At 45.9% G+C, this 18132-nt stretch carries 10 protein-coding genes; 6 read left to right on the forward strand and 4 right to left on the reverse strand.

What is annotated here, in order from left to right:
* The first annotated feature begins 258 nt into the window (after window positions 1-258).
* The 6 genes from AB4138_RS03690 to AB4138_RS03715 all read left to right on the forward strand — a co-directional run bounded on the left by AB4138_RS03690 (window position 259) and on the right by AB4138_RS03715 (window position 6726).
* Window positions 259-1164, forward strand: a complete 906-nt coding sequence (locus AB4138_RS03690; protein ID WP_029235140.1) for a DUF72 domain-containing protein — start codon at window positions 259-261, stop codon at window positions 1162-1164.
* 139 nt (window positions 1165-1303) lie between these two features.
* The gene (gene cmoA, locus AB4138_RS03695; RefSeq protein WP_017062083.1) at window positions 1304-2032 is read left to right on the forward strand and encodes a carboxy-S-adenosyl-L-methionine synthase CmoA; all 729 of its coding nucleotides are present in this window, start codon (window positions 1304-1306) and stop codon (window positions 2030-2032) included.
* Window positions 2033-2218: 186 nt separating this feature from the next.
* Complete coding sequence (cmoB, locus tag AB4138_RS03700; RefSeq protein WP_009846365.1) at window positions 2219-3190, forward strand: tRNA 5-methoxyuridine(34)/uridine 5-oxyacetic acid(34) synthase CmoB; 972 nt, start codon at window positions 2219-2221, stop codon at window positions 3188-3190.
* A gap of 288 nt (window positions 3191-3478) precedes the next feature.
* On the forward strand, window positions 3479-4219 hold the full coding sequence (locus tag AB4138_RS03705) for an ATP-dependent zinc protease (protein ID WP_372126136.1): 741 nt from the start codon (window positions 3479-3481) through the stop codon (window positions 4217-4219).
* Between the two features lie 17 nt (window positions 4220-4236).
* Complete coding sequence (locus tag AB4138_RS03710; protein WP_029235671.1) at window positions 4237-5742, forward strand: inactive transglutaminase family protein; 1506 nt, start codon at window positions 4237-4239, stop codon at window positions 5740-5742.
* 3 nt (window positions 5743-5745) lie between these two features.
* Window positions 5746-6726, forward strand: a complete 981-nt coding sequence (locus tag AB4138_RS03715; RefSeq protein WP_029235462.1) for an alpha-L-glutamate ligase-like protein — start codon at window positions 5746-5748, stop codon at window positions 6724-6726.
* A 124-nt stretch (window positions 6727-6850) separates the two neighbouring features.
* On the opposite strand, the gene fdhF is transcribed toward AB4138_RS03715, so the two are convergent.
* The 4 genes from fdhF to mukF form a co-directional block, all read right to left on the reverse strand.
* Complete coding sequence (fdhF, locus tag AB4138_RS03720) at window positions 6851-11080, reverse strand: formate dehydrogenase subunit alpha (protein WP_372305017.1); 4230 nt, start codon at window positions 11078-11080, stop codon at window positions 6851-6853.
* 409 nt (window positions 11081-11489) lie between these two features.
* A complete protein-coding gene (mukB, locus tag AB4138_RS03725) occupies window positions 11490-15950 on the reverse strand; it encodes a chromosome partition protein MukB (protein WP_372169403.1) in 4461 nt (1486 codons plus the stop codon).
* Complete coding sequence (gene mukE, locus AB4138_RS03730) at window positions 15947-16753, reverse strand: chromosome partition protein MukE (protein ID WP_017062090.1); 807 nt, start codon at window positions 16751-16753, stop codon at window positions 15947-15949. Before mukE ends, mukB begins: the two co-directional genes overlap by 4 nt.
* Window positions 16734-18071 (reverse strand): chromosome partition protein MukF, encoded by a 1338-nt coding sequence (gene mukF, locus AB4138_RS03735; RefSeq protein WP_017055049.1) that lies wholly within the window; start codon window positions 18069-18071, stop codon window positions 16734-16736. Before mukF ends, mukE begins: the two co-directional genes overlap by 20 nt.
* Window positions 18072-18132: the final 61 nt, after the last annotated feature.

Raw genomic sequence — 18132 nt, forward strand, 5'->3', positions numbered from 1 at the left:
CCACACAACAGAGCAAAGGAACATTTATACGCGGAAACTCGCTTAAAATCGACCTTCCACATTCGAATTTATTGTGTTTTATCTGGCTTTGCTGCTTTTTAGCCCATCAAGTGCGCAAAGATTCATCAAAACCGAAAAAATTGCGATAATTATATCTCGAAAGTACCTTAATCAGCAAAACTCTCGTAAAGTAGATTTTCGTTTCAACCCAAAAACTTTTTGTAATGACTGATGGCGTGATGGATAACGGTGTAATAGATGGATAATCGTGTAATAACAACAGAAACTTTACCTCTAAGACTTGGATTAACTATGTGGTCTCATTCTGAGTGGCAAAGTCAGTTCTACGGTAAAGGCACCAAGCCTGCCGAACGCTTGGAAAAATACACCCAAGTTTTCCATACCGTTGAGGGCAACACCACCTTTTACGCTACGCCAAGTATGTCTACCGTTCACAATTGGAAAGCCGCCAGTCACGATGATTTCAAGTTCACCTTCAAATTGCCCAAATTCATCACCCACCAGCAACAACTGAGACACTGCCAAGCCGAACTCAAAGAGTTCTTGATGACGATGTCGCCACTGCATGACCGTATTGGTCAATGGACGATTCAGCTGCCGCACAGTTTTGAGCCCAGCATGCTGCCTGCCCTACAAAAGTTTTGCACCTTATTCCCAAAAGATATGCAGCTTGGCGTCGAAGTTCGACACTTAGGTTTCTTTGATAAGGGCGATGCGGAAAAACGCTTCAACCAATGGCTGGTTGAGGAAGGCATCAATCGCATCATTATGGACAGCCGCCCCGTTTTCTCTGCGCCACCCACCACAGAAGCGGTGATCGATGCGCATCAGAAAAAACCGCGTGTTCCTGTTCATGCAATTGCTACCGCCAATAACCCGATGATTCGATTTATTGGTCACCCAGACCAAGAACCTAATATTGAGTTTTTTAAGCCTTGGTTTGCCAAAATCCCAAACTGGCTTAATGAAGGCAAGCAGCCCTATTTAATGATCCACACCCCAGACAATAACCACGCACCTGAACTTGCGATTGCTATTTATAAGAGGCTACAAAAGCAAGTCTCTGAAAATACATCATTATTACTGCCCGAACTGGCTCAGTTTCCAGCTCAAAAAGGCAATCACCAAATCTCGATGTTTTAACCTCTCACTTGTAAGTAGCTTCGAACCTTGAGCTAAATCTCAGTTTTCGTGACAGTGGCGTTTTTTTTACGTAAAATACGCCCCCTTTTATTTGGTACGAATTTTGTGCCAATTACGCTGACTGTCGAGAGAAAATGCTATGAGCAACACAGACAATATCTTTTCCGCTCCTATTGATAAAATTGGAGACTTCACCTTTGATGCAAGGGTTGCTGAAGTATTTCCGGATATGATTCAACGTTCGGTGCCTGGCTATAGCAATATCATCTCTGCAATCGGCATGCTGGCTGAGCGCTTTGTAAAGCCACACTCAAATATTTACGACCTTGGCTGCTCGCTTGGTGCTGCGACACTTTCTATGCGTCGTCACATTCAGCAAGAAGGCTGCACGATTTTCGCGATCGATAATTCAGAAGCCATGGTTGAGCGCTGCAAATTGCACGTTAATGCTTACCGCAGTGACACACCGGTAGAAGTGATTGAAGCCGACATCCGTGAAGTGGAAATCAAAGACGCTTCTGTTGTGGTGCTTAACTTTACGCTGCAATTTCTTTCTCCAGACGATCGATACGCTCTGCTTGAGAAAATTCATGCTGGCTTGCGCCCAGGCGGGATCTTAATCCTGTCAGAAAAATACGTATTCGAAGATGAAAGCTCAAATGAACTGCTTATCGACCTGCACCATGATTTCAAACGTGCTAACGGGTACAGCGAGCTAGAAGTAAGTCAGAAACGTAGCGCAATTGAAAACGTGATGCGCCCGGATTCGATCCCTGTTCACAGAGAGCGATTTGATAAGATTGGCTTCTCAAGCAGCGAAGTCTGGTTCCAATGTTTCAACTTTGGTTCAATGTTCGCGATAAAGTAAACATTTTAGATTACGTAACCGTCGCGACACCGTTAGCACGTACTAAAATGTCATCCTCAAGAGCGAGGAACAAACGAATTGGGGATCTCTTATCAAACACGATAAACGAGATTCCCTAGCATGTTTGTCCACACTCTTAATGGAGTGACAAATTTAATTTCTACACCACCAACTCAGTGAAAACCTATGTTTAATTTTGCCAATTTTTATCAACTTATTGCCCAAGATACTCGCCTTCAGCCGTGGCTAAATGTTCTTCCTCAACAGCTGACGGATTGGCAAAATGCAGAGCACGGTGACTTCGACCGCTGGTTACGTGCATTGAACAAGATTCCACAAGGTGTGCCTGACCAAGTTGATCTGAAAAACTCAGTGACCATTGGCAGCTCTACACCGTTCCACACGGGTGAACTTAAAAAGTTAGAAAGCTTGCTAAAGACTTTCCACCCTTGGAGAAAAGGTCCTTACACGGTTCACGACATTCATATCGATACAGAATGGCGCAGTGACTGGAAATGGGATCGTGTGCTTCCACATATCTCACCACTTAAAAACCGTTCTGTGCTCGATGTAGGTTGTGGCAATGGTTACCACATGTGGCGCATGCTTGGCGAAGGCGCTCGTCTTACAGTAGGTATCGACCCTTCTCACCTTTTCTTGGTTCAGTTTGAAGCGATCCGTAAGTTGATGGGCGATGACCAACGTGCGCACCTTTTACCTCTAGGTATTGAACAACTACCAAAACTGGAAGCGTACGACACTGTATTCAGCATGGGCGTGCTATACCACCGTCGCTCTCCGCTTGATCACTTGATTCAACTGAAAGACCAATTGGTGTCTGGCGGTGAATTAGTGCTTGAAACCTTAGTGATTGAAGGCGATGAAAATGCAGTTCTGGTTCCTGTTGACCGTTACGCGCAGATGAGAAACGTGTACTTCTTCCCCTCTGCTCGAGCTCTGAAACGCTGGCTTGAACAGGTCGGCTTTGAAGACGTGCGCATCGTGGATGAGAATGTCACGACAATCGGCGAGCAACGCACGACAGAATGGATGACACACAACTCTCTACCAGATTACTTAGACCCGAATGATCCAAGTAAAACGGTTGAAGGTCACCCAGCACCAAGACGTGCCATTCTTGTGGCGACCAAGCCATAAATGTGATGCCCGAAAGCCATTATTTAGCCGATAACAGAGTAATGGCTTTTTGGTGGCTACAGCGCCACCTTTTGCTTCGCTGTGAGCTTTCACAAAAATGCGCGCAAATTGAACAAAAATTGACTTATGCTTAATAAGTGAGCTATTTAAAATTACAATAATTGGCGTAGCGCTCACATTGCGATTCAATATGACCAGACTCTTACAATAGGATGCTTCACGCATCCTTTTTTGTGGGCTAAACTTCTAAATAGTCTGAACTATTCTCTAATTTCCAAAGGTTTTTTTATGTTTAAGCGATTATCGCCTATTGTGGCGGTTGGTTTGCTCTCTGGTTGTACCCTTACTAACGGTGCTGCCTACCACCAAGAAACTCTCGATGCTATTGCCCGCTCAGAGACAAACATCGCAAATAAGGTTCAAAATCTTGAACTGCAACTAAGCAATCAAAGTGACTATATTGAAAGCTTAGAAGACGAAATTACTACCCTTTCTAGTCAATTAGATACCCATCTAACGAGCATGGAACACAAGGTTATTGAAGAGCTAGAGGAAGAGGAACCGGTCGCTATTGCCGTTGCTCCTATCGCTCCTATATCACAACCGACTATCCTTGGCGGCATCGAAAAAGTGTTTATCGACTCTATCAAGCAAAGCTTTGATGCTCGTGTTGATACAGGTGCAACCACCTCTTCTTTAAACGCTGTCGATATCAAAGAATTCGAACGTAACGGCAAGAACTGGGTTAAATTTCACCTAGACGACAAAGCCCAAGCTAAAGAAGACCAGAAATGGATTGAAGCGCCTGTTGTACGTTATGTAAAAATCCGTCAATCAACCAATGATCAAGCAGAACGTCGAGCTGTGATCGAATTATGGGTGAAAGTTGGAAAAATCCATGAAAAAGCGCAATTTACATTGGCGGATCGCTCTCAAATGAGTCACCCTGTGTTACTAGGGCGCGAATTTATCAAAGACATAGCGCTAGTAGATGTAAGTAAAAAGTACGTACAAACGGAAGTTAAATAACAATAGTAGGGTAAGCTATGACGTCAAGAATTCCATTTTATATCTCTATATTCCTGCTTATTGTGGCAGGTATAACACTGAGTATGTTCAGACATACGACCTACGGTGTACCTTGGACTCCAGGGGAAACCAGACAGGTTTGGGACGTTGAAGCTCGCATCGAGTTCAACGCAGTAGGCAAAGAAGCAAAAGTTTCCTTAGCGGCTCCTCATACTCAGTCTAACTACACACTTATCGGCGAATCGGCTTCATCGCCAGGTTATGGTATCTCTTACTTGAATACCGAATCAGGTCGCCGCGCAGAGTGGTCTATTCGATACGCAGATGGCCCTCAAACTATCTACTACAAAACACAATTCCTAGTCGACAACCAAGCAAAAGTTGATGCTATACCGCCAGAAGGCGAAGTCGCACAGCCAAGCTTCGACGGCCCTGAAGAAGCCGCTTCTTTTGCATTGATTGATAGAGCGACAAAGCGTTCTGCAGACAACCTCACTTTTACCCGTGAGCTCATCAAAACACTTAACGATCCAGACAGCCAAAACTCAGCGCTTATTCTGAATAACATGACTAAAGTGGAAGCGACACACAAGCTACTTTCAGCAGCAAACATTCACAATAAAGTGGTTGGTGTTATCGAGCTAGAAGATGGACGTCGTCGTCAATCTATCCAGCAAATGAACCAGATCTGGGATAACGACCAATGGGTTTTATTCTCTCCTGAATCAAGCGAACAGCAAGTTCAGCCAAACCTACTCATCTGGGATGAATCAAATGTATCTCTATTAGACGTGGTTGGCGGTCAGAACAGTAAAGTTCACTTCTCGATGATTGCTCAGGAGGTGACTCCCACTGAAGCAACCAACAGTAAAGTCTCTGCGGATCAACTGTTAAACCTTTCCATTCATAGTCTGCCGCTAGAAGAGCAAGCGATGTTTAAAACCATCATGCTGATTCCTATCGGTGCTCTGATTGTTGTGTTCCTACGTGTCATCATCGGTCTGAAAACGTCTGGTACGTTCATGCCTGTACTGATTGCGGTAGCCTTTGTACAAACACAACTGGTAACGGGTATTGTCGGCTTCCTACTTATCGTTGGTACAGGTCTTATTATTCGAAGTTACTTATCCAAGCTCAACTTACTACTGGTCGCCAGGATATCCGCCGTAATCATCACGGTAATCATGATTATTTCTGTATTCACTGTGGTCGCGTTTAAAGTGGGTCTGACTGAAGGTCTATCCATTACGTTCTTCCCAATGATTATCCTATCTTGGACTATCGAACGTATGTCTATCCTATGGGAAGAAGAAGGCGCGAAAGAAGTAATGCTGCAAGGTGGTGGTTCTCTATTCACTGCGGTTCTTGTTTACTTAGGCATGACTAACCCGTTCATTCAGCACTTAACGTTTAACTTTATTGGTTTACAACTTGTTATTCTAGCGACCATCTTGCTACTAGGTAACTACACAGGATACCGTCTAACCGAGCTTCGTCGCTTTAAACCGCTAGCGGAGGACTAAGTTATGTTTGATCAGTTTACTTCACCGTTTAGGTTGAAAGACAAAGGCATAATGGGAATGAACAAGCGTAACCATAGTTATATTGGTCGCTACAATGATCGTTCCAAGTATCCACTCGTTGATGACAAGCTTAAGACGAAGATCATTGCTGAACAGGCTGGTGCTACTGTACCAAAACTGATTGGCGTGATTGGTCATCAAGCTGAAGTAAAAACAATCCACAAGATGGTAAAAGAGTGGCCGGGTTTCGTAATCAAGCCAGCTCAAGGCAGTGGTGGTAAAGGTATCCTTGTTGTGACTTCTCACAAGGACGGCGTTTACACCAAGCCATCGGGTTCGACTATCAATGAAGAAGACGTAGAGCGCCACATCAGTAACGCTCTCGCGGGTCTTTTCTCACTCGGTGGTAAGAACGATGTTGCTGTAGTTGAAAACCTCATCAAGTTTGACGAGTGTTTTGACGGCTTCAGTTACGAGGGTGTACCAGATGTACGAATCATTGTATTCAAGGGCTACCCTGTAATGGCGATGATGCGTCTATCGACTTCGGCTTCTGATGGTAAAGCTAACTTGCACCAAGGTGCTGTGGGCGTAGGTATTTGTATCGCTACGGGTAAAGCCGTTCGTGCGGTTCAATTTGACCACCCAGTGACTCACCACCCAGATACGGGTAAAGAGTTGGCGCTACTACAAGTACCCCATTGGGAAAAGCTGCTGACACTTGCATCAAGTGCTTGGGAAATGACAGGCCTTGGTTACATGGGTACGGACATGGTTTTAGACCAAGAAGAAGGCCCGATGGTACTGGAGCTAAACGCTCGCCCTGGATTAGCAATACAGATTGCAAACGGCGCAGGTTTATTACCTCGCTTGCATCATATTGAAAACCTGGGCACACCGGCTGAATACCCAAAACCAGCAGAGCGCGTTGCCTACGCTGCTAAGCAATTTGGTGTTCACGGTAGCGAAATTGTTCCAAACTAAGCTCATCTAAATTAAAGCGAAACGACTCAGTTATTGATACTGAATCTAGCTCGATAAAAAGGCCGCATAACTCTGAGAGTTACGCGGCTTTTTAATGCCAGCCGTCTTCACCGAGCTAATATGATTAAGCCTCTGTTACTTCACTCTCAGGCTCACGAATAGGATCAATACGCACAGCCGCCACCTTAAATTCAGGGATCTTCGCGTGTGGATCAGTCGCTGTGGTAGTCAAACGGTTAACTGGTGATTCAACAAAATGGAATGGAATAAATACCACACCCTTTTGCATTCGTTTAGTCACAAAGGCCGCGATCTCGATTTCACCACGACGTGTTGAGACCTTAAGCATCTGACCATTCGAGATACCTAGCGCTTCAGCATCATGAACACTCACCATGGCACGCGGTCCTGCTAAGTTATCCAACCCTTTTGTTTTACGTGTCATGGTTCCGGTGTGGAACTGTTCTAGAATACGGCCTGTCGTTAATACTAACGGGTATTCCGCATCCGGTAGCTCAGCAGCGTATCTAAACGGAATCGCCTCCATTTGACCACGCCCACGCGTAAATTGGGTCTGGTGCATGATACGTGTGCCATCAGGGTTGTTCTTATTACTTGGCCATTGCACTCCGTTCACCGTAATGTTCTCCCAACGTAAACCACCATACTGTGGCGTGACACGCGCTATCTCATTGGTGATATCAGCAACCGAGTCATATTCCCAATTGCCGCCCATCGCATTAGCCAACATTTGGATAATCACCCAATCTTCTTTCGCTTCACCTGGAGGCAATACCGCCGGGTTAATACGCTGAACACGACGCTCGGTATTAGTAAAATGACCAGACTTCTCAGCAAACGAGCAAGACGGTAGCACCACATCGGCATATTGAGCGGTTTCGGTTAAGAAAATATCTTGAACCACGAGGAAATCTAACGCTTCAAGACCTTCAATCACATGCGCTTGGTTCGGGTCACTCAGCACTGGGTTCTCGCCCATTACGTACAGACCACGAACATCTCGATGACACGCTCCATCAATAATTTCGGTCAACGTTAAGCCTGTTTCAGCCGGTAGGTCAGAAACACCCCACTCCATCGCGAATTTTTGACGAACCATTGGGTTGTACACTTTCTGATAACCCGGAAGGTTATTTGGCAATGCGCCCATGTCACACGCACCCTGAACATTGGATTGACCACGTAATGGGTTGATACCGCCGCCTTCAATTCCGATATTGCCACACAAGAGCTGTAGGTTAGCGATTGATCGAACGTTATCGTGACCAGTGGTATGTTGCGTAATGCCCATCGAGTAGTACACCGCTGTACGCTCTGCAGTACCAATCAATCGCGCCATTGCGAAGATGTCTTCCGCTTTAACGCCAGTTACCAGCTCCACTTTGTCTAGTGAATAACTTGGTGACATTACCTCTTGAAGCAAGGTATCAAAACCATCCACACGGTCTTCGATATACTCTTGGTCGTACCAACCGTGTTTGATGATTTGCTGCATCACACCATTGATCAACATTACATCAGTACCCGGTCGGTGCGCTAAATAAAGTTCAGCATGGTCAGCAATATCGATTCGTTTTGGATCGGCAACGATCAATCTCGCTCCACCATGTCTCACAGCTTGCTTGATATGCGAGCCAATAATTGGGTGTGCTGACGTGGTGTCGGAGCCAATAATAAAGATCACATCTGAGTGCTTGATGCTTGGAATATCATTGGTCATCGCCCCGCTACCTAGCGAAGCCTCTAAACCAGTAACAGTAGATGCGTGACAAAGGCGCGCACAGTGATCGACGTTATTGGTACCGAGTTCACGACGTATGAATTTTTGGAAGGCATAGTTATCTTCATTGGTGGTTTTCGCCGACGAGAACCCCGCTAAAGCGTTACTGCCAAAGCCTTGCTTAATCGCAGTAAACTTCTCGGCAATAAGCTTAACTGCCTCATCCCAACTTGCAGGTTGTAACCAGCCATCTTTACGAATTAACGGTGTTGTAAGGCGGGCATCACTGCCGACGAAGTCGAAACCGAAACGTCCCTTAACACACAGCATGCCCTCGTTGACCGGAGAATCACCGCCCTCGATATAGCGGATTTTGTTTTTCTGCTCATCGATATGCATGGTTAGCTTGCAGCCGACACCGCAATAGGTGCAGATGGTATCGACTTTCTTGAGTACGTCTGTGTCTCCCTGCTTTCTGTCGCGAGCATCCACCATTGCACCGGTTGGACACACCTGAATACACGATCCACATTGAACGCAGTTTGAGTCGCCCATTAAGGTCTTATCTGCCCCAAAGTTAGGGCGACATTCAGGTCTTGATGCAGGTTTGCCATCCGATTGATTCATGAAGCTTAGAACGCCATGAACATTCTGTTCTCGACATGCTTGAATACACTGGCCACAACTAATACAGCGGTTGGCGTCAAAGATAATGAACTCAGAACTGTCATCGACCGAAAATTTTTGCCTTGTTAACCCGACCTTCGCTTCTTCAGCACGAATCGCCTGCCAACTCTCATTCGAAGCCACATCGATTTTGTACTCTGGATGCGTTTGCGTTGCTTTGTATTCGGTCGAGTAGTCTCGTAGGTCGCAATCGGTATTGGCTTGGCAGCCACACTCTAGACATCTTGCAGCTTCCGCTATTGCATCAGCATTCTCAAACCCTGTTTCTACTTCATCAAAGCTTTGTTCACGCTGCTCGGGCGTTAGTTCTGGCATGATCTTACGAGCCATGCGTTGTATCGACTGGTATTGCTCAGGATCCACCGCTTTGAGCTGTTTGTGCTTTCTTGAGTTAAACGGTTTGGCTGGAATATTGTCCATATCACCATGGAAGAAGCGATCGATCGCTTGTGCAGCAATACGCCCATCCCCCACCGCTTCGACTGCGGTTGCAGGGCCGCGTCGGAAATCACCAATACTGAAAATATTTCCGGTTCCGGTATGCATGGTTTGTGGATCAGCATCTGCGGTATTCCAACGAGTAAGAGGAATATCAATCGCTTCATTGTCCATAAAGCTCAGATCAGGCTTTTGCGACACGGCAGCAATAACCGTATCAAACGCTTCAACAAAGAACTCGCCAGTTGGTTTAGGGCTGCGGCGGCCTGAAGCATCAGCAGGACCCAAAGCCATTCGTTCTAATCGTATTTCTGATACATGACCATTTTCATCGGCTATGTTTTCTGCAGGGTTGGTTAAGAAGTGGAACTTCACACCCTCATGTTCAGCTTCTTCGATTTCGTAATCTTCTGCTGGCATCTCATCTCGAGTACGACGATAAATCAGCGTAGTATCCGCGCCATCACGAACTGCGGTTCGAGCACAGTCAATCGCTGTATTACCGCCACCGATCACGGCAACCTTTTTACCAGTGACGTACTGCTGGTCGGTCACGTAATCTTTCAGATAATCGACACCCAAATAACAACCTCCGAGTTCGCTACCCGGGTAATTCATCTCGACCGCTTGCGATGCACCAACGGCTAAACAAACCGCATCAAAATCGTTACTTAAATCAGACAGTGTAAAATCAACACCGAGTTTTTTACCGCACTCAACCACCATTCCGTTGCGACACATCAACTCGATTTCTTTATCTAGAATCGACTTAGGTAAGCGATATTCAGGGATACCGTAACGCAGCCAACCACCCGCTTGCGGCATCGACTCATAGACACTGACATCATAGCCTTCGTTAGATAGGTAATAACCCGCCGTAAGCCCACCGGGGCCACTACCGACAATCGCAATACTCTTGCCTTTATTCGGTTTCTTAGCTGGCATGTAGCTCTCTTGAGTCGCTAAATCCGCGTCGGCAGCGTGTCGTTTGAGTTGGCGAATCGCAATGGATTCATCAACCAAGTTACGACGACATTCGGTTTCACAGAAAGCAGGACACACACGACCAATTGAAAGCGGCATTGGTAATGTCTTTTTGATCACTTCAATCGCTTTGATGTGATCATTTTGAGCAATATGGTGCAGGTAAGATTGGATGTCGACCCCAGCAGGACAGGCTGTTTGGCATGGCGCCTCACAGTCAGCGTAGTGATCGGTCATAATGCGATTCAACGCTTCTTGTCGATGATTCGTTAACTGTTTTGACTGAGTGGTAATATTCAACCCATTAGACACTTCAAGCTCACAAGAGCGAGTAACACCAACGCCATCAACTTCAACGACACACAAATCACACGGCACTTTATCCGCTGTTTTGTTCAAACCACATAAAGATGGGATTTCCAAACCACATGTTTTTGCCGCTTCAAGAACGGTTTGTCCTTGCTCGACGATTCGATATTTCCCATCAATAACGATTTGAATCATACCTAAGTCCTACCTTTACCTTTCGCACACGCGAGTTATCAACAATTAAAATTTAAGTAATACAATATTATTAATATTATTAAATCTATGTCATTACCATACATTATTTGTGGTTTTGTGCGTGTGACCTCAAACAAGTTCCATTGATAATAACCATAATGTATGAGTGGTCTTATCAGTGTCGACGAAAGGATTAAGCGGGAGGGGTTCTGCTGTAGAAGTAAGAAGTAAGAAGTAAGAAGTAAGAAGTAAGAAGTAAGAAGTAAGAAGTAAGAAATTAGATTCAAGGTACAAAAAAGCCCCTAATGATTAGGGGCTTTGAACAAATATCATTGAGTCGCTTTCGAGCTTATAGCTAAGCTATCAAGGTTATTGCTCGGCTATCAAGATTATAATTCGGCTATCAAAGTTATTGCTCAGTTTCTTCGATAAGCTCTTGCACCGGAGATGCTGGTTTGTTTTGAGCAAAACCGCGCAGGCCAACAACATGTACGTGTTCGTGGTCTTTGAAGACCTTACGAACCAGTTTGTAGGTTGTACCTTTCTCTGGGCTAATGTTTTCAGGTGCTGCAATCAGAAGTTGCATACCCAAACGGTCACACAGTTCAAACAGCGTAGAGATCGACTTAGAATCCAAACGTGCTGCTTCATCAAGGAACAACAAACGACATGGAACGATGTCTTTACTGCGAAGTCGACGAGATTCCTCTTCCCAGCTCTGAATAACCATCAATAGGATTGACTGACCCGTACCGATCGCCTCACCCGTAGACAATGCGCCCGATTCAGCTTGTAACCAACCATCTGAACCACGGTTAACTTCAACACTCAGCTCTAGGTAGTTACGGTAATCCAGTAGCTCTTCACCAAGAACCTGTGGAGAACGTTGACCCATATCGATATGCGGGTTCACTCGTTGGAACAACTTCGCCATCGCTTCTGAGAAGGTAAAGCGCGTTGATTCAAACAAGTCTTTGTGTTGCTCTTGTTGAGTTGCTAGCCCTGATAGCAAGATCTCGTGGCTTTCACGGATCTTAACGTTCAGACGTACGCCTTTAACCTGACCAAAGTAAATGTTAGACAAACCTTGGTTCAGCATTCGAATACGGTTCTGCTCGCGCTGAATCGTTTTCTTGATGATGCTTGCTACGGACTCAGAGCTGATTGCCAGGCGATTTTCACGCTGCGTCAACTCTTCTGTTAGTCGAGCTAGCTCCACTTCCATCTCTTCGATTGCTTCAACCGGATCATCCGTGTGAATAATATCTTGGCGAATACGCTCACGAAGGTGTTGATAAACCGCAATGTAGAACAGAACTTTACGCTCTGGATGCGCGTTGTCTTCAGATAAACGCAGCGAATCACGCAGGTCGTCATTGTCGGCTACCGCCAGACGTAGCGCACCCAGTGATTTATCCGACATAGAGCGAAGCTCGCCTGCCGTTAGATAAGCCAGTTCACGTTTATGCAGACGACGTTCAACATCATTCTCACGCGCTAAACGAAGTACTGAACACCAACCCGCTTTCGCTGCAACAACGAAAGTACGAAGCTCGGTGTACTCTTTTTGAACTTTCTTAAGACGCTTAGCCAGTGCTTTCATCTCAAGTTCAGTTGACGTAATCGTACGCTCGTATTCACTCTTACGGCTGCGAGATGTGTGCAGACGCTCTTGAAGCTCGTCACGACGACGTACAGCACGCTCTTCAGCGCCTTCGTCAGCGTTTACGCCGAACTCTTGTAGCTCTTGTTTGAACTCTTGAACCGTTTCTTGCTTCGCTTGATGTGAGCTCTTCAGTGCCGCCAATACTTGGTTGTATTGGTTCATCTGTTCGCGAGCTTGCTTCAAGCCATCGCGGCCTTTGGTTCTTGCTTGTTCAGCTTGAACCAACTTCGCTTTCAGTTGCTCGCTCAGTTCACTGCTCTTATTAAGCAAATCAACAGAATCCGCGTAAGCAAAGTAATGACGACGCTCAATCAGATCAGACAGTGCGAACACTTTGCCTTTTAGCGTTTGTAGCGCGTTGTCTGCTTGACGGTACTCTGCTTCCAAAGCTTCGAATTGCTCTGGGTCAGCGTCTAGTGCAGATACGAACTGTTCTAGAGAAGTAAGCGCCTTGCCGTGCGTATTCAAGTAAGATTTCGCTTCACTTAAACGCTCTAGTTGCGCTTCTAATTCAGCTAAACGCTCAGCCAATGTTTCGTCTTCTAAAATACGAACCATTGGTGCTAATTTATCTAGCGCACCAAGTGCCTGCTTGCTTTGTAGAAGCTGACTGCGTTGCTGCTGCTCTTTAGAGTTAAGCTCAGCCAGAGAACGAACAATTTGATTACGCTTATCACGAATCGCAGCAAGTGCTTGCTCTGGGTCTGCGTTAAACGCAACGTGCAGGTGCTTCGCAACAAAGCTGTTGAATGCTTGGTATAGGCGATTCAGTTTTTGAGAGTCAAACGCTGCCTTCGCGTGGTTTTCAACCACAACGTCACGCTCTTCGCGCAATTTCTCTAGACGTTGTTCACGAGCCGCACGGCCAAACAGTGGGATCTCAGGGAAACGAGAGTAACGCATTTGGCGATCGTTCAGCTGAACACACACTGCGCCTTCAAGCTCATCGGCATTGAATGAACTGTCATCAAACGCGTCGACATCGCCTTCTAGGATGTAAAGGTCTTCTGGACAATCATCAAGATCCACCAGCTTCTCTTTAATACCATCAAGATCAGAAACCACAATTGCGTGACGAGCCGGGCCGTACATCGCACTGAAGTACGGCGCATCACCAATAGTGATATCATCGTAGATCTCAGAAAGCAGCACGCCACCAAGCGTATCCGCTAGGCCTTTGAGGCGAGGATCGTTAGAACCACCTGGAGACGCTAAACGCTCAATTTCGTGCTCAAGTTCAGCTCGGCGCGTAGCCAACTGATCTTTTGCTACCGCTTGAGATTTCTCATCTTCAAGCACTTGTTGCATTTGAGTCATCACCGCTTGGCTATCTTCTAGCTCAGCGTCGGTTTGATCTCTTAATGCTTCAAGCGCATCGTTTGCCGTGATCCATGCTGGAGCAATAGACTCAAGTTTTTGAATCTCTTGATCGTGGTTTTGTTGTACACGACGTTGCTCACTCTTCGCTTCACGCAGCTCTTCTTGAGCGTACTCAAGAGACTCGATCTGCATAGCATGACGTTCACGTTCTTCATCGAAAACCGCTTCGTCAGTCAGTGAGATGTTGTGTTGCTTTTGGTATTCAGTCGCTAGCTCTTTTGCTTGACGCTGCTGAGCCACATCACGAGCCATATCGCGGTGCTGAGCACGCCACTGCTGTTCATTTTCAACAACGTGTTTTGCGTTACGGCCTTTTTCTAAAGCTTGCTTAGCGCTTTGAGACGCTTCTTTACGCTCAACGTCACCCACAATACTTTTAACAAGAGCGAGCGCTTTGTCGAACTGCGCAGAAGCAGCAGAAGACATGTCTAGTTTATGTTTAGTAGACAGCAGCGTTTGAGTGCTTGATTCTTCTTGTGCTTTTAGCTCAGAAACCAGAGTTAGTGCGCTTTCTGCCGTAATAGACTCATCACCAAGTAGCTGCTTAGTTTTCTCTAATGCTTGAACCGCTTGCTGGTATTGAAGTGCACGAGTCTGCTGAACATCCAATGCTTGTTGGTAGTCAGCAAGCTGAGTTTTCAGGCTATCCACTTCTTCTTCAGTGATGGTTGCCTGCTCTTCAGCAAGAAGTACTCGCTCTTGAGCTTCTTCAACCACCATCATTTGCTCTTCTAGACGCTCGTTAAGCTCTTCTAGATCTTCGCTGTAGCGGGCAATTTTCTCTTGCTGACGAAGTGCAGTTTGAACTAATTGCAGATGATCCGAAGCCGCTTGGTAATCTTGCTCTAGTGCTGATTCTTGATCGACAAGTAACTCTAGTTCTTCTTGAACGCGGTTCAACAAGTTGTTTTGATCAAGCAAGGTTTCACGAGAACCAAACAGCTCACCACGGAACTTCATGGTTTGATCAAGCTTGTTGCGACGATCGTTAGCATGGCGCATGTAATCTGCTGCCACGTAGTTCGTAGATTCAGTGATCAAGTGCTTAAACAAATCACGATCCGACTGAGTCGTTTTGATCGCTTCTAGCGTCATACGGTTTTCGCGTAGTGCTGATTCCATGTCTTGGAACGCTTTCTTCACACCACCATTTTGCGGTAACAGGTAATCACGCAGAGAACGCGTAATCGCACTTGAGATACCACCGTAAAGTGATGCTTCAATTAGGCGGTAGAACTTAGAACGGTCGCTGCTGTTACGTAGTTTCTTCGGTACCACACCGTATTCAAACATTTGCGAGTGGTAATCAACAATCGAAGAGAAGGCCTTAAAATGCGTGCCTTCGTATTGTGCAACCGCCGCTTTCACGTCGTTCAACTGACATACGCGAGCGTGGCTGTCTGAAACGTTCTGAATCAACACATCCGTTGGTTTCACATGGCTTGGAAGGCCTTGGATAACGAACGGTTTAATGTCGACTTTCTTATCACGACCCGCGACTTGCTGCAGTTTTACTGCAAACAATAGACGCTGATTACGAGAGTTCACAACATCTAGTGCGGCATAACATGCGCCTGGCTGAAGCTTACCGTAAAGGCCTTTATCACGAGATGACTGTGAGCTACCCGCTTCCGTTGTGTTACGGAAATGCAGAAGGCTTTGGTCAGGGATCAGTGCTGTGATGAATGCCGCCATTGTGGTCGACTTACCCGCACCGTTACCGCCAGAAAGCGTTGTAACCAATCCATCAATATCAAAAGTACGCGCAAAGAAGCCGTTCCAGTTGACCATGGTTAATGATTGATACTTACCTCTTTCAATCATGCTTCACCTTCTACTTTTGTTTGTTCGCCATCGTTTGACTCAAGGTCAAAGTCAGCTTGATCGTTAAAAATGTCTTGTTGACCGTTTTCGTTTACGTCTGCAACTACTTCTGATACAGCTTCCGCTTGTTCTTCATTCAACAAGCTACCTTGGTTAGGCTCTTGGGTATGCACCACAGCTTCACCATCACGGATAAGACGTAATTGCGCTTCTTTCATATCGTCACCAACACGAACGTCAGCGCCAAAGCGGAATACCGCTTCGCTGATACGGAACTTGCCCGTTTCACCAATCGCAATCAGCATGCCGATACGGCGTAAACGACGCAGAGAAGTACGAACTTTTTCGAAGAGCTTTTCTTTATCTAAGTCAGAACCAGATGCACGGTTGGTTGCTAGCTTCATGAGTTTTTTCTCATCCGCTAACGACATCAATTCATCAAACAGTTCTTGATTGGTGAAGATACCTTCATGAGCCAGACGTTCTGGGCTTAGGTATAAGAAACACAACACCTTGCCAACCAACATGTCGAGCTCAGACAACACACTACGACCAATCAGAGACGTAGAACGCGGACGCAAGTAAAAGAAACCTTCCGGCGCTTTTACCAGTTCCGTATTGTAGCGTTGATAGAAATGCTGAAGCTCAACTTCAAAATCAGACAGCAACGCGTGGTTATCTAGATCTTCTGTTGAAACATGCTTGCCTGAACGCAGCATGCTATCTAGCGCAGGGAACAGTGGGTTCGCTATCGCTTTTACCAGTTTCTCTGGCATGTAATCATCAGTACTTGTTAATGACATTTGCTTGTACCTTTGCACCGAAATCGTTGATTGCCTGCCAATCTGGCTGAATAGCCTGATAGTCAGACTCTGAGTAACCTAAGCGCACGGCTTGGTCGACAACAATTCTGGCTAAATCAAAATGGTGTGTGCGAGGGTGTGCAGCGAGGTAATCGCGTAACACAAGGCCAAGATCAATTGGCGCGCCTTGCTGTTTGTGAGCTTTTAACATCTCTGCAATTCGATCTGAAAGCAGGTCATTTACTTGCTCAAATTCTTCGTACTCTACGTCGATTGGTGCTTGTCCCATCACTTCGTCATCACGAAGCACGAGCGCTTCATCACGAAGATCCGTCAGCTTCTCAGCATCGGCGTAGGTCAATAACCAAGGCGCATCAAAGTAGTCAGTGACTGACTGACGCAAGCGCTGGCTAAAGGCGCGGTTTTTATCCATATCAATCGCGGTACGGATGAACTTGTGAACATGGCGGTCGTAGCCGATCCATAAATCGATGGCTTGTTGGCCCCAACTGGTGATTCGGTCTAGCTTCATCTGCAAGCCGAACAGGGTTTCGCCAACGAACTCGAGTTCATCGTCACCGTAAACAATTTCTTGAATATCGAGGATCTGTGTTTGCAGTTCATCCCCCGCCGCTTGCAAGGTGTCTTGCAATTCTTTTAGTGTGGACGAGGTTTCTGAAAGCAAGGTTTCACAGTTGTTAATCGCCTCTCGCCAATCCTTGTTTAAAAGGTCGGCAATTTGCTGTTTAACGGTTTGCTGCTGCTCATCCATAACACGTTGGTTAAGATCAATCTGATCGAAAATTTCACCAACAGAATACTTGAGCACGCCGTAAACATTCTTTCTCCAATGTCCTGGAGTTCCGCCTTTTTGTGCTGCTTCAATGGCTTTTGCCATCTCGTCCGCAACCATAGAAAGCTGGATAGACAGTTTTAACTTAGAGAACTGACGGTGGCGTAAGTAATAATCTGAAATACCAATCGCCAATGGTGATAAGCGATAAATACTCGCACCATCGGTGATTTCGCTGGTAAAGCGGCTAATCAACTTCTGTTTAACTAACTCGTTGATGGCATTGTTGGCACGAAACGCGGACGCTTCGCCAGTATCTTCAAACAGTCGAGTGACGATGGTAAATGCATCGTGCAGTTCACCCTCGCCCAACTCTTCATCGAACCTTTCATTGCTTAGTACTGCGATAGCAATCAAAAATGCTAAGCGCTCTGGTGGCAAGTTTAATGAAAAATCATGCTGCTTGACCCAGCCCACCAACTCATCAATTGGCTGCTCTTCGGCAGTTTGAGTCATTTCACTCATTGTGGTTCCTGTTACTGTTCTTCGTCATATCGAATGTATTAGATATGACGCCTATTTCTTT

It is taken from the genome of Vibrio sp. 10N.286.52.C3 (assembly GCF_041468865.1).
Lineage (GTDB): Bacteria > Pseudomonadota > Gammaproteobacteria > Enterobacterales > Vibrionaceae > Vibrio > Vibrio crassostreae_C.